This window comes from Mesorhizobium sp. P3_A8, assembly GCF_056402995.1.
Genome location: NZ_JBFUGI010000004.1, coordinates 264,769 through 277,235, shown reverse-complemented (window position 1 = coordinate 277,235; position 12,467 = coordinate 264,769). Strand labels below are relative to the sequence as shown.

Genomic DNA, 12,467 nt, shown 5'->3' with positions numbered 1-12,467 from the left:
CAAGGATCCTAGCCCCGAACAGCCGCCGCCATGCCTGAACTGGTCAGCGCCGCCGCCTTGACCAGGCCAGCGCCAAGGGCTGCCCCTGCCCCTTCGCCATGGCTTATATCGAGGTCAAGCAATGGGCGGAAGCCAAGCAACTCGGCGGCCTTGGCGTGCGCGGGCTCCGGCGACAGGCTGGCGAGCAGACAATGGTCTAGCGCTGCGGGGGTCGCGACATAAAGCACCGCTGCGGCTGCCGTTGCCGCGAAGCCGTCGAGCAGCACGGGAATATTCTGCATCCGCGCGGCGAGGATGGCGCCGGCTATCGCCGCGAACTCGCGGCCGCCGACCCGGCGCAGCACCTCTAACGGGTCCTCGAGATGGCCCCCGTGAAAGGCCAGCGCCGCATCGACCACCTCCGCCTTGCGCGCCTGCATCGCTGCATCGGCGCCGGATCCCGGGCCGACCCAATCGGCACCCCTGCCCCCGAACAGTGCGGCAAGCAGCGCGGCGGCGACGGTGGAATTGCCGACGCCGAGATCGCCGAGGCAAAGCAAATCGGTGCCGCCCGCGATCGCTTCCATGCCGAAGGCCATGGTGGCCGCGCAGCCGCGTTCATCGAGCGCGTCGTCATCGGTGATGTCGCCGGTCGGTATGTGCAAGGCAAGATCGAACACTTTCAGCCCGAGATCGTTGGCGATGCAGATCTGGTTGATTGCCGCACCGCCGGCCGCGCAAAGCTCGACCGCGTTGGCGGTTGCCGCCACCGGTCGCGGCGAAATGCCGTGCCTGACAACACCATGGTTGCCGGCAAAGACAGCCATCAGCGGTCTTGTCACGGCAGGCGGAGCCCGGCCGCTCCAGGCGGCAAGCCACGCGGCGATGTCCTCGATGCGGCCGAGTGAATGCGCCGGCTTGTCGGCCTTGGCAAACAGTGTGCGCACGCGCGCTTCGGCTTTGAGGTCGGCTGCCGGCAGATTGTCGAGCAGGTTGCGAAAATCATCGAAAGGCAGAGCGCTGGTCATGTCGTGAGCAATCATTCCTGGAGTTGGTGAGCGGCATAGCCGCGTTGCGTGATCGGCACAACCTCTCGCAAACATCCGCCTTGATTGCCGCAAAGATGGCCTGGGAAGGCGCGAACGCGAGGGCTTGCATTGGCTTTGCCGTTGCACCATGTGGAGGTGAAAGAGCGGATTCCGTACGGATCCCTCAAGCGAAAGTCATGACCGTCATCGAATCTCCCTGCATCCTTGTCTGTTCGATCGATATGAAAACCGGCTTCTGCTTCGGTTGCGGCCGCACGCGCGAGGAAATCGGCGCCTGGATGGGGATGACGCCGGAAACACGCCGCAGTGTGATGGCCGAATTGCCGGCCCGGCTGGAAACGGTCGAGCGCCGGCCGCGCCGGGAGACGCGCCGCACCCGTATGGCCCGCGAACGCGACGCACTCTAGAGTTCACCCTTTCACGGAAACGGCGGACCGCTCTAACTCATTGTTTTAACGCAATTCCGGACGAAGAACCGTTCTACACTTTCCTGGAATTGCTCTAGCGAGGCACGGATGAGCAGTCGGCTGTTCTGGATTCTGATGGCGGTGATCGGCGTGGGAGCAGTCCTGCTCATGCTCAACGATTCCGCCGGCAGCACGCTTGGGGTCGAGAATTACGATTTCGGCAGGCTGATCTGGCTTGGCGCCTTCGGCGCCCTCATCGGCGCTGGCCTGCTGCGCTCGGGCCGCCCGTGGGGCGACATGGCTCGCAACCTCGGCGCCTGGGCGGCAATCGTGCTCGCGCTAATCGCCGGCTACCAGTATCGCTACGAACTGCAGGACGTCGCCAGCCGGGTGACCGCGGGCCTCGTTCCCGGCAGTCCGCTGGCGCTTGGCGTCGAGGACGGTCACGCCACGGTGACGCTCGACAAGGCCGACAATGGCCATTTCGAAGCGCGCATCCTGGTCAACGGCAATCCGGTTCGGGCTATTGTCGACACCGGCGCGACCAGCACCGTGCTGACATCGGAAGACGCGCAGGCCGCAGGCTTCAACCCGGCGGTGCTCAACTACACGATACCGGTTTCAACTGCCAACGGCATGGCGCGCGCCGCGGCGGTCAAAACCGACGCGGTGGCGATCGGCGGCATCGTGCGCAAGGACATGTCGGTGATGGTCGCAGCCCCCGGCATGCTGAGCCAAAGCCTGCTCGGCATGAACTTCATCGGCTCGCTTTCGGGCTTCGACGTGCGCGGCGACCGGATGGTCCTCAGGGATTAGAGCAATTCACCGTTTCACGGAAATGGCGAACTGCTCTAACTCTTTGTTTTGACACAATTCCGGACGGAAAACCGTTACACACTTTTCCTGGAATTGCTCTAGATCAGGCCGCTTCGGCCGCCCTTCCGCCGAATTCGACAGCCGCGAAAGCCGTCTTCAGTACGTCAGGCCCGGCGCCGGGCCGGTTTGCGTCGGTCGACAGGATCTGGCGATAGCGGCGTGCGCCGGGCAGCCCATGGAACAGCCCGACCATATGGCGGGTGACATGGCCGAGCCGCCCGCCCTGTTCGATGTGGCGCGCCACATAATCCGCCATCGCATCGATCAGCGCGGCGAAATCGAACGTCTCGGGCTTCGCGCCGTAGAAGGCGGCGTCAACACCGGCCAGAATGCCAGGCGTGTGGTAGGCGGCACGGCCAAGCATGGCGCCGTCGACATGATCGAGATGCGCCCGCGCCTCCTCAAGCGACTTAATACCGCCATTGATGCCTATGAATTCGTTCGGCTTTCTGGCCTTCAACCGATAAACCCTGTTGTAGTCGAGCGGCGGGATGTCGCGGTTTTCCTTGGGGCTCAGACCTTCCAGCCATGCCTTGCGCGCATGCACCCACAAGGCGTCGGCGCCAGCCTCGAAAACTCCATCAGCCAGCGCATCGAGCGCCGGCTCCGGATCCTGCTCGTCGACGCCGATGCGGCATTTGACGGTGACGGGAATGGTCACCGCCGCCTTCATCGCCGCGACGCAACCGGCAACGAGATCGGGCACTTTCATCAGGCAGGCGCCGAACGTGCCCGACTGGACGCGGTCTGACGGGCAGCCGACATTGAGATTGATCTCGTCATAGCCGAAGGCTTCGCCGATGCGCGCCGCCTCGGCAAGCTTTGCCGGATCCGAGCCGCCAAGCTGCAGCGCGACCGGATGTTCCACCACATCGAAACCGAGCAGCCTCTCGCGCGCGCCGTGGATGACCGCGTCAGCCACCACCATTTCGGTATAAAGCAGCGCACGGCTCGTCAGCTGACGATGGAAGAACCGGCAATGCCGGTCCGTCCAGTCCATCATGGGTGCAATAGACAATCTATGTTCTTGATAGTGCTTCATTTTTCTAACATCAAATCGCGCAAGGCCGAAGTTTCTTGCAAAGAACAATACGTAAGCGAGACGTTCTCGCGACGCGATGGTGCGCGGAGTTGAGCCATCGATGCTGAGCGCCAACTCGATCGCGGCGAGATGCAAAGCGGGTCACGTATCGCGGGGTTCAGGACCTTCGGCGAGCTTTCTGACCTTCATATCGACGACTTGTGCGATGTGGCAAGCCCCCTGTCCGGTCCGACTCTGCAAACTCGATATGCTGAGGCGGCAGCTTGGAAAATTGAACAGGGTGGCTGTCACCGTGAACGGTTCATAGGTCTGGATCCCGGCGCGTCCAGAACCGTATCCCCGAGGCATAGATATCGGCACCATAAAACTCGCCAGCTGGCCTCACTCGACCTGGGTAAGAAGCGCACGTCCTGCGAAGTATGCGTCCGCATTCTCGATCACCAGTCGTCCCATGGCCAGTCGCGTCTGTTGGGTGAAGCTGCCGATATGAGGGGTGAGCACGACGTTTTCCAACCTCAGCAACTCCGCCGGTACGTTGGGCTCGTCGGCAAACACGTCGAGTGCCGCGGCGCCCAGACTGTTCGATTCGAGCGCTGCAACCAGGCCAGTCTCATCCACGACGCTGCCGCGCGACACATTCACCAGCAAGCCTTCGGGACCAAGAGCATCGAGCACCGTGCGGTCTATCAAGCGAAACGTGCCTTCACCGCCCGGCACCGCAATGAACAGCACGTCGCAATACGCTGCAAGGGAGACGGGATCGGGAAAATATCGGTACGCAATGTCGCTCGCCGGCTTGGACTTGCAATAGGCGATCTCGGCATCGAACACGGCGAGGCGGTTGGCGATGGCTTTTCCGATCCGCCCCATGCCGACAATACCGACCTTGCGCCCCCTTGTGCTATGCGGAAGCCGCGACTGCAACGGCGCCGACCACTGTCCCGCGCGCACCGCACGATCCCCCGCCGCGATCAGCCGCGTTGCCGCGAGGAACAGGCCGATGGCGAGATCGGCGACGTCGTCGGTGAGGACATCGGGCGTATTTGTCACGCTGATGCCGCGTCGGCGCACGGCTGCGAAGTCTATGGCGTCGACACCGACACCGTATACGGTGATCAGTTCAAGGGCGGGCAAGCGATCGATGAGGTGTGCGTCGGCTCCGCGACCGCCGGTGGTCACAAGACCACGAATGGTTTGGCCATGTGCGGCAATCAGCGCCTCAAGTCCCGGACTTTCGAAGGCGTTGTAGCAAGTGAACCGGGCGTTGAGTTCAGCCATGGCGGCGGCGGGCTCAAGCTCCGACAGAACAAGGATTTCGGGAGCGCGTCCGGAGGCGTCGGCCGGCTGCGAAGGTTTGTGCGTCTGCATTACAGCGTCCAGGACGTGAGAGGGCCGATCAGATGATTGCAAAGGGCGTGCCGGGCGATCCGGTCGCCCCCACGATCGGCACCGGCGCGAACACATAGGCGAATTCGCTGACCCCGGTCGCCGCGATGGCATCGAGCGCAAGGCCTTCGTGCAGATGGATGCCATGCTGCATGATCAAGTGCTGATGGCAGGGGTGGAACACCTCCGGATCGACCGGCGGGACCACGTCGACGGCAAAATTATCGGCTCCGACTACCGATGGCTGGAACGGCGCCAGCCATTCGGCGGCCGCCAGCCCGAGACCGGGCGCGCCATCGTAGAAAGTCGCGGCCTCCGTGCGGAAGCGGCTGCCATGCCCCGTGCGCACCAGCACAGCATCGCCGGGAGTGAACGCCGCCTCGCTGAGGCCTTGCCGTTCGAGGCAGGCTTTGAGATCGGCGACGGTGATTTCCTCACCGGGATCGAGTACCCGCTCCTTGAGCGCCTGCACATCCAACAGGATCCCGCGAGTGACGAAGATCGGGGCATTCTCGATGCCGAGCCGGCGCAGTCCATAGGGCGACCAGATCTCGGAGAGCGGGTTGCCGTTGTAGAAAAGGATGTTGCCGTGATCGGCCGCATCGCCGACCTGCCGGCCGAGATGGCCGAGCGCGTCCATGTGCGTACCGATCTGGCCGATCTCGGTCGTCAGGAACTCGTCGTTCCAGACCGTCTTGCTGCGGGCGCCATGCGGACCACCGGTCGGCCCACCGGGCATGCGCAGGCCAAAGATGCGCCCCGGCGCCAGCGGAATCTGGGCATCATAGCGATGACCGAGGGAAACGATCGCTCCGGTCCTGGCCAAGGCGAGCGCTTGCATCACCTTGTGCGGTCCCTGCAGATTGCCGTTGCCGCGCTGGTCGTTCGCCCCCCAGCGAGAAGGGTACCAGTTCGCACCGAGCGCGGGACTGGCGTCGGCGGGTTCGTCGGATGATTTGCCGGTCATTTGCTTACTCCCTCGGCAGGCGTGGCCGGCACACTGGCGCTGCTGCGCGCCGCGGCGTCGGCGGCGGTGCCCGCCACGGTCCGACGCTTGCTGGCGGTTACGGCCAGGCCCACCGCGATGATCAGGGTTGCGCCGTTGAACAGCGATTCCACGAAGAATGGCGCTCCCAGTTGATTGAGGCCGGCGACAGTGACGGCGAGCACCGCCACGGCCAGCACGGTACCCCAGACATTGACCCGTCCGGGCTTGATGGCCGTAGCGCCCAGCAGCGCGGCGGTGAAGGCGGGAAGCAGGTACTCCTGGCCGACCGAACTCTGGCCGACCTGCAATTGCGACTGCAGCACAATGCCGGCGAATGCCGAGAGCACGCCGGCAGCGACCAGCGCTCCGGTGACGTACTTCTTTTCCGAGATGCCGTTGAGCTGGGCGGCACGCGGATTTATGCCGAGCACATAGACGAAGCGGCCGACAGGCAGGAATTCGAGCACGACCCAGAGAACGATGGTGATGACCAGGACGTAGACCGCCGGCAGCGGCACGCCGTAGACCACGCTGGACAGGGCAAGGAAGGAATCGGGCAGGTTGGCCAGCACCTGCTGGCCGCCGGTGTACCACTGGTTGATGCCGAGCAGGACCGTCCCTGTACCCAGCGTGGCGATGAAGCTGTCGATGCCGACCACGGTGACCAACAAGCCGTTGATCAGGCCCACCAGCGCCCCGAGCGCCAGGATCAGCACCACGACCACCGGCCAAGGTATGCCCATGCCTTGGAGGCCGATCGCCAGCACCTGGGCGATGCCAAGGACGAAGGCGACCGACAGGTCGAAGCGATTGGCGGCGATGGGGATCATCGCGGCGAGCGCCACGATGGCCTGGATCGATTTGCTGCCGGCGAGCGCCTGGAAGTTGAAATAGGTGAGGAAGGTGTCGGGCTTGAGCGCCGAGAACAGGGCGATAAGCGCGACGAGGACAATCAGGAGACCCCAGACGGAAACGAACCGGGTCGCCCGCGCCATCGCGGTTCCGCGCTGCGAAAGTTGTGCAGTCATGCTGTGACCTCAAAAGTTTCGGCGCCGGCCGCCAGCGCCGTCAGGCGTGACACAGTCAACTGGTCGCGGGGTATTTCGGCCGCCACTCTACCGCGATTGAACACGAGCGCCCGGTGACACACCTTGGCCACTTCCTCGAAATCCGACGAGACCAAAAGCACAGCCATGCCTTTGGCGAGTGACCTCTGCATCAGGGCATAGATTTCGGCCTTCGAGCCGACGTCGACGCCTGTCGTGGGTTCTTCGAGGATGAGCAGATCGACGGCACCCTCGAGCCAGCGGGCAACGATGACTTTCTGCTGGTTGCCGCCACTCAGCGTCGCTATGGCCCGTTCCGGGTCGGAGGGGCGGATCGAGTAGCGAGCGACAACGCCTGCGGCACGGGCGCGCTCTGCCGCCGGATCGATCCAGCCCGAGGGCTTTGTCCCCGTCAAGGTCGGGTTGAGGTAGAGGTTTTCGCGCACGCTGAGCGAGGCGGCCATGCTCTCCTCGCCCCGCTTGCTCGAGATGAACCCGATGCCGGCCGCCATTGCCTGCTCCGCGGTGGCCGGCGCGATTTGGCGATCACCCAGGGTCACTGTCCCGCCATCGATCGGGCGATCGCCGAACAGAGCGCGGGCGATGGTGTCATGGCCCGCACCGCGCAGGCCGACCAGCCCGAGCGTCTCACCGGCCGGCACCGAGAAACTCACGGGTCCGGCAGGTCCCGACTGCAGCTCCGACACCGTGAGCAACGGCCGCACGGACGCCGGCGGCGGCACGAGTTCGGTCTCGCCAAGCTCCCGCCCGACGATCATCGCGACCAGCCGGGCGGGCACGGTATCTCTGACGTCGGCAGTCGCGACCTTGCGCCCGTCGCGCAGCACCGTCACCCGGTCGGCGATGCGAAACACTTCATCCAGGCGGTGCGAAACGTAGATGATGCCGAGCCCGTTCGCCTTGAGGCGGGCAAGCGCCTCGAACAGACGGCCGACATCGGCCTCCGGCAGGGACGCGGTCGGCTCGTCGAGCACCAGAATATCGCAGCGCGTGGCAAGCGCGCGGGCGATCGCCACGATCGACTTTTCGGCGGCCGTCAGCGTTCCGACGCGAGCCTCGGGATCGATGTCGCTGGCCATTGCCATCAGCGCCCGGCGCGCGGCGCGATCGGTTTCACGCCAGTCGATCAAACCGCGACGGCGGGAATAGCCGGCGGCGATCGCGACATTCTCGCCGACGCTCATGCTGTCCACGAGCCCGAGGTCCTGGTGGATGAAGTTGATCGGCAGCCGCTCGGTGATCGGGTCGGCCAGGCGGCCTGCGACACGGATGTCGCCAGCGAGCGCCGGATAAACACCGGCAAGGATCTTGATCAGCGTCGACTTGCCGGCGCCGTTCTGGCCAAGCAGAGCATGTATCTCTCCACGCCGCAGGTCGAAGTCGACATTGTCGAGCGCGAGCGTTCCGGTAAACGCCTTCGAAAGACCGGTGATTGAAAGCACCGGTTCGTCGCCCCGGTGTGGCGAGGATGGCTCAAACGGCATGGGCGGTACTCAAGCTGGCCGCGCGAACCCGTGGTCCGCGCCTGCAGAAATACGCGGCGTCGTCCGAAGGAACGACGCCGCGCTTGTCGTTGCGAAGCAGTCTACTTGACACCCCAATTGCTCAGGTAGTGTTCCTTGTAGCCATTTGACGGCACGAAGTTGTTCTTGTCGCCGCCTTCCTTGTCGACGTTTTGCGGCGTCACCAGATAGGGCGGCTGCACGAAACCGCTCGGCGCCTGCTTGTTGAAGGCGCGGTTGAACTCGTCGACCGCCTGATAGGCCTGCAACTCGATTGGCTCGGAAACCGTCACGGTCTGGAAATTGCCTTTGCGGATGCGGTCATAGGCCGACCGGTTGCCGTCCGCGCCGATCAATTTGACGTCAGCCGGCTTGAGCCCGCCCGTGCGCAGCACCGGCACGGCGAAGTCGAAGTCGTTGTCGCCGACGGAGGTGATGTAGAGCGGCGTCCCGAAACGCTGGATCCAGCTGGTGGTCAACTGCGGCATGCGCTGAGCCGCCTCGGAGGCCGGCGAGTTCGCATATTCGACGACCTGACAGGTCGTGCACTTGGCGACCTGGTCGCGCGTCGCCTTCGATTTGGTCTCGGCGATCTGGTACTCGTTATGGGTCAGCACGACGACCTTGGCCTTCCCGTCGCTGTCGGCGATCGCCCAGTCGGCTTCGGCGGCGCCAATCTCGCGCGGGTCTTCCTGGATGTTCACGAACAGTCCGAGATCGGGCTGCGGTCCTGGCAGCGATGCGGCATGCATGCCGATCACCGTGATGCCGGCCTTGTTGGCAGCGGCAATCGGATCCTTGAGGCTCGCGGCGTCGGCGAAGATCGCGATGCCGTTGGGCTTCAGCGCGATTGCCTGGTTGAAGCCGGAGAGCCAGGAGGTCGGGCTGCCCTTGCCGTCGATGACCGTCACGTCCCAGCCGAGCTTGGTTCCGGCTTCCTTCATGAACTGACCATAGAGGTGCGAGATGTCGTTCTGCTCGTCACCCGACAGGAAAACCAGTTTCATACCTTTGGCGGGAGCGGGCGCACTGGTCGGTCCCTCCCAGGTGGTCTGCGGGCCGGCATATTTGGCGACCGCCGCCTTTGCATTCGCCACGGCGTCATCGGCATGAGCCAGGCTGGCGAATCCCGCCGCCTGCAGCGCCAGGAGGGCAACCCCTCCCCACCGCAGTGCCGGACCGCCTCGTCCAAAGCGCTTGTTCATTTCGTTCTCCATCCCATTGAACACCACCTCACCTCGGCGAACCGATCCCGCGGGTGGTACCGGCACGACAATTGCAAATCCTCAGGCAGGATGCAACAACTTTTGCATCGATCTAAAAGCTTGACCCCAAACGAACTGGGACCTATTGATCCAATCTTGACCTTGTGCGATAAAAATTTATGGATCGATCCAAGAAGAATCAGATGGATGGCCGCCTCCCGCCATCCGCCAGCGCTGACCAGCGCGTGACCCTCAGCGACATCGCTGATTTCGCCGACGTATCGCGCTCGACCGTGTCGCTGGTGCTTCGCGAGAGCCCGCTGGTGGCGGAAGTGACGCGGGTGCGGGTGCTCGAGGCGATTGCCGAACTCGGCTACGTCTACAATCGCGGCGCGGCCTCGATGCGTTCAGGGCGCTCGCAGACGGTGGGGCTGGTCGTTGCGGAAATCACCAATCCCTTTTACGCCGAACTCACTGCCGGCATCGAGCGCGTGCTCGAGGAAGCAGGGCTGCTGACCTTCCTTGCGAACACCAATGACAGCACCGAGCGACAATCGCGTTTCATCCAGCGCATGCGCGAACAGGGCGCTGACGGCATCATCCTCAGCCCCGCCGAGGGAACGGACCGCAAGGTCATCGAGGAGTTGCAGCGCTCGCGTGTACCGGTGGTGCAGATTCTCAGGCAGGTGGCCGGCACTGCCACGGACTATGTCGGCGCCGACTATCGGCTTGGGACGGAACTCGCGACCGAGCATCTCATCGAGCGCGGGCATACCAGGATAGCCTTCATTGGCGCGGACCGGCAGACCTCGGCTTCGGCGGAGCGCTTGGCTGGCTTCACCGGCGCCCTGCGACGGCACGGGCTGAATCCAGCCCATGTCATGCCCTGCCCGTCCCTTCGCGTTGAAGCTGCCGAGAGGGTCATGGCGCTGCTGGCCGGTCCGAACCGGCCGACGGCGCTACTCTGCCACAACGACGTCATTGCCCATGGCGCCCTCAGCGCGCTTTACCGTCTCAACCTTGAGCCGGGCCGCGACGTGGCGGTGATCGGGTTCGACAATGTCGCGGAATCGGCAATCAGCCAGCCGCCTTTGACCACAATCGCGGTCGGTACCAGCCATATCGGAGAGGTGGCCGCCCACCGCCTGCTGCAACGCATCGCCCATCCGACGGCAATGCCCGAACGGATCATTTTGCCACCGCGCCTCGTCATTCGGGCCACGTGAGCAGCGAACCGGACGGACCTCCGCGCTGGCCCGTCACACTGCTGACCGGCATGCTCGGCAGCGGCAAGACGACCCTGCTTCGGCACATTCTCCTTGACCCGGCCATGCGCGGCACTGCCGTGTTCATCAACGAGATTGGCGAGATCGGGATCGATCATCACCTGATCGAAAGGATCGATGGCGAAACGGTGCTGATGCGCAGCGGCTGCCTGTGCTGCACCATGCGCGCCGACCTGCCGCAAAGCCTCAACGCCTTGCGCCGCCGTTGGGTTGGCGACGATCGCCTGGACCTGCGGCGCGTGTTGATTGAGACAACCGGACTGGCTGTGCCCGGGCCGATCTTGCGCGAGCTTGCGACGAATCCGCTGGTTGCCGGCGATTTCCCGCTGTCTTCGGTGGTCGCGACGGTCGATGCCCAGCACGCCTTGCACCAGACCCATACCCGTGAGGAGGCCCGCCAGCAAATCGCTGTGGCCGATCTCGTCGTCCTGACGAAAACCGACCTCGCGAGCGAGACGACAACAGCGGCCGTTCGCGCTGAAGTCTCGGGACTCAATCCACACGCACCAGTCATCGCCGTGACGTCAGGTGTCGTGGACGCAAAGCGTCTCATGATTGCCGACGATGACCGCAAGAAAGACTTCGGAGCGTGGGCCGATGTCGACGGCGTTCCCGACCGGCTTCGCCATGCGCCCCATGCGCACAACGGCATCGGCACCCTGTCGCTCGAGGCCCGGGATCCGGTCGCCTGGGCCGCACTTACCGCCTTCCTATCCGGCCTCGTTGGCGAGTTCGCGCCATCCCTTTTGCGCTTCAAGGGCATCCTCAACGTGGTGGGGTCGGACCTGCCGGTGGTCGTGCACGGGGTCCACGATGCCTTTTACCCCGCCGAAACGCTGGCGGCCTGGCCAACGGAAGACCACAATTCCCGGCTGGTCATCATCCTCGATCACATGGCACAGCAGCGCGAAAACCTCGCCCGGCTGATAGGCTCGAGCGGCATCGACTGGTCTATCGCCGGCTGACTTGGCGCAACGGCAGCCGACCCAAGTCAGATTGCAAGACTGGCGACGCCCTCGAAGGCATGCTGGGCACCGGCCCCTTCCGCAGGCTCGCAAATATGGTGGCGTATCCGGCCATCGAACAGCTTCAACAACTCGGCAGTGACGCCTCGGCTAACGGTTCGAACCTCCGACTGCAGCGACATGCGCAGGGTCTCCAGATCCGGATAATGGAACGAGAGAACCATGGGGCAGGACGGCACTCCGTCGTCATGCTCGACTTCGAACGAGACCGTAACGTTCTGGCATCCCGGAAACGTCGTCCAGAGCGGAATGAGGCGCTCCTGGACGATGCTCCTGAACTCGGCCTCCCGACCCGGGTGGATGGTGCCTTCGAAGAACGCGTAACGAACCGTCATGCTGCTGCAGCCCCATGGACATTGCCGCCTGCCTCGAAACCGCCAGGGCCGCCATCCGGGACAGGCCAGTCCTGCGAAGCGCAATCCAGGCACGCAGTCGCTTCTATCTCCCCCTTTGGCCGCCTGACAAGCCGCGCCGAGTTCACGTTGACGAATGCGGACAGTTCGCGCAAAGCCGTTGATGACGCGGCTCACCCACCTGGGCAGCCCTGGCTTCATCCTCATGCCGGGTTCCGGATGCTCCGGCGAACAACCTCCTGGGTGAGGTAATTTCCGTCGGCAGGCAGCGCCCGAAAAGGAGCAGCGCGGGTGAACCGTCT

12 protein-coding genes are annotated in these 12,467 nt (G+C 64.2%); 4 read left to right on the top strand and 8 right to left on the bottom strand.

What is annotated here, in order from left to right; translation table 11 throughout:
* Positions 1–8: 8 nt before the first annotated feature.
* Positions 9–1,007, bottom strand: a complete 999-nt coding sequence (locus tag AC1DX4_RS12015) for a nicotinate-nucleotide--dimethylbenzimidazole phosphoribosyltransferase (RefSeq protein WP_477220515.1) — start codon at positions 1,005–1,007, stop codon at positions 9–11.
* Between the two features lie 197 nt (positions 1,008–1,204).
* Here AC1DX4_RS12015 and AC1DX4_RS12010 point away from each other — a divergent pair, with 197 nt between their 5' ends.
* Both AC1DX4_RS12010 and AC1DX4_RS12005 read left to right on the top strand, forming a co-directional pair.
* The gene (locus tag AC1DX4_RS12010) at positions 1,205–1,435 is read left to right on the top strand and encodes a DUF1289 domain-containing protein (protein WP_477220514.1); all 231 of its coding nucleotides are present in this window, start codon (positions 1,205–1,207) and stop codon (positions 1,433–1,435) included.
* A 108-nt stretch (positions 1,436–1,543) separates the two neighbouring features.
* Complete coding sequence (locus AC1DX4_RS12005) at positions 1,544–2,251, top strand: TIGR02281 family clan AA aspartic protease (protein WP_477220513.1); 708 nt, start codon at positions 1,544–1,546, stop codon at positions 2,249–2,251.
* A 103-nt stretch (positions 2,252–2,354) separates the two neighbouring features.
* Here AC1DX4_RS12005 and dusA read toward each other — a convergent pair whose 3' ends face one another.
* The 6 genes from dusA to AC1DX4_RS11975 form a co-directional block, all read right to left on the bottom strand.
* Positions 2,355–3,353 carry a tRNA dihydrouridine(20/20a) synthase DusA gene (gene dusA, locus AC1DX4_RS12000; RefSeq protein ID WP_477220512.1) on the bottom strand — a complete coding sequence of 333 codons (999 nt, stop codon included), beginning with the start codon at positions 3,351–3,353 and terminating at the stop codon, positions 2,355–2,357.
* Positions 3,354–3,734: 381 nt separating this feature from the next.
* Positions 3,735–4,721, bottom strand: a complete 987-nt coding sequence (locus AC1DX4_RS11995) for a 2-hydroxyacid dehydrogenase (RefSeq protein WP_477220511.1) — start codon at positions 4,719–4,721, stop codon at positions 3,735–3,737.
* A gap of 28 nt (positions 4,722–4,749) precedes the next feature.
* The gene (locus AC1DX4_RS11990) at positions 4,750–5,706 is read right to left on the bottom strand and encodes a cyclase family protein (RefSeq protein WP_477220510.1); all 957 of its coding nucleotides are present in this window, start codon (positions 5,704–5,706) and stop codon (positions 4,750–4,752) included.
* On the bottom strand, positions 5,703–6,755 hold the full coding sequence (locus AC1DX4_RS11985; protein WP_477220509.1) for an ABC transporter permease: 1,053 nt from the start codon (positions 6,753–6,755) through the stop codon (positions 5,703–5,705). Before AC1DX4_RS11985 ends, AC1DX4_RS11990 begins: the two co-directional genes overlap by 4 nt.
* Positions 6,752–8,278, bottom strand: coding sequence for a sugar ABC transporter ATP-binding protein (locus AC1DX4_RS11980; RefSeq protein ID WP_477220508.1), 1,527 nt, complete (start codon positions 8,276–8,278; stop codon positions 6,752–6,754). The genes AC1DX4_RS11985 and AC1DX4_RS11980 overlap by 4 nt, the downstream gene beginning before the upstream one ends.
* A 101-nt stretch (positions 8,279–8,379) precedes the next feature.
* Entirely contained in the window at positions 8,380–9,501 is a 1,122-nt protein-coding gene (locus AC1DX4_RS11975; protein ID WP_477220507.1) for a substrate-binding domain-containing protein, read from the bottom strand.
* A 203-nt stretch (positions 9,502–9,704) separates the two neighbouring features.
* Here AC1DX4_RS11975 and AC1DX4_RS11970 point away from each other — a divergent pair, with 203 nt between their 5' ends.
* Positions 9,705–10,727: a LacI family DNA-binding transcriptional regulator gene (locus tag AC1DX4_RS11970; protein ID WP_477220506.1), complete on the top strand. Its 1,023-nt coding sequence runs from the start codon at positions 9,705–9,707 to the stop codon at positions 10,725–10,727.
* Positions 10,724–11,752 carry a CobW family GTP-binding protein gene (locus AC1DX4_RS11965; RefSeq protein WP_477220505.1) on the top strand — a complete coding sequence of 343 codons (1,029 nt, stop codon included), beginning with the start codon at positions 10,724–10,726 and terminating at the stop codon, positions 11,750–11,752. The genes AC1DX4_RS11970 and AC1DX4_RS11965 overlap by 4 nt, the downstream gene beginning before the upstream one ends.
* 26 nt (positions 11,753–11,778) lie before the next feature.
* On the opposite strand, the gene AC1DX4_RS11960 is transcribed toward AC1DX4_RS11965, so the two are convergent.
* On the bottom strand, positions 11,779–12,147 hold the full coding sequence (locus AC1DX4_RS11960) for a hypothetical protein (RefSeq protein ID WP_477220504.1): 369 nt from the start codon (positions 12,145–12,147) through the stop codon (positions 11,779–11,781).
* Positions 12,148–12,467: the final 320 nt, after the last annotated feature.

What these genes read in the sequence shown, in the direction of transcription:
- AC1DX4_RS12015 (WP_477220515.1), bottom strand. Translation starts at nt 1,007, where the DNA reads ATGACCAGCGCTCTGCCTTTCGATGATTTTCGCAACCTGCTCGACAAT.
- AC1DX4_RS11995 (WP_477220511.1), bottom strand. Translation starts at nt 4,721, where the DNA reads ATGCAGACGCACAAACCTTCGCAGCCGGCCGACGCCTCCGGACGCGCT.
- AC1DX4_RS12010 (WP_477220514.1), top strand. Translation starts at nt 1,205, where the DNA reads ATGACCGTCATCGAATCTCCCTGCATCCTTGTCTGTTCGATCGATATG.
- AC1DX4_RS11960 (WP_477220504.1), bottom strand. Translation starts at nt 12,147, where the DNA reads ATGACGGTTCGTTACGCGTTCTTCGAAGGCACCATCCACCCGGGTCGG.
- AC1DX4_RS11990 (WP_477220510.1), bottom strand. Translation starts at nt 5,706, where the DNA reads ATGACCGGCAAATCATCCGACGAACCCGCCGACGCCAGTCCCGCGCTC.
- AC1DX4_RS11980 (WP_477220508.1), bottom strand. Translation starts at nt 8,278, where the DNA reads ATGCCGTTTGAGCCATCCTCGCCACACCGGGGCGACGAACCGGTGCTT.
- dusA (WP_477220512.1), bottom strand. Translation starts at nt 3,353, where the DNA reads ATGAAGCACTATCAAGAACATAGATTGTCTATTGCACCCATGATGGAC.
- AC1DX4_RS11970 (WP_477220506.1), top strand. Translation starts at nt 9,705, where the DNA reads ATGGATGGCCGCCTCCCGCCATCCGCCAGCGCTGACCAGCGCGTGACC.
- AC1DX4_RS11985 (WP_477220509.1), bottom strand. Translation starts at nt 6,755, where the DNA reads ATGACTGCACAACTTTCGCAGCGCGGAACCGCGATGGCGCGGGCGACC.
- AC1DX4_RS11975 (WP_477220507.1), bottom strand. Translation starts at nt 9,501, where the DNA reads ATGAACAAGCGCTTTGGACGAGGCGGTCCGGCACTGCGGTGGGGAGGG.
- AC1DX4_RS12005 (WP_477220513.1), top strand. Translation starts at nt 1,544, where the DNA reads ATGAGCAGTCGGCTGTTCTGGATTCTGATGGCGGTGATCGGCGTGGGA.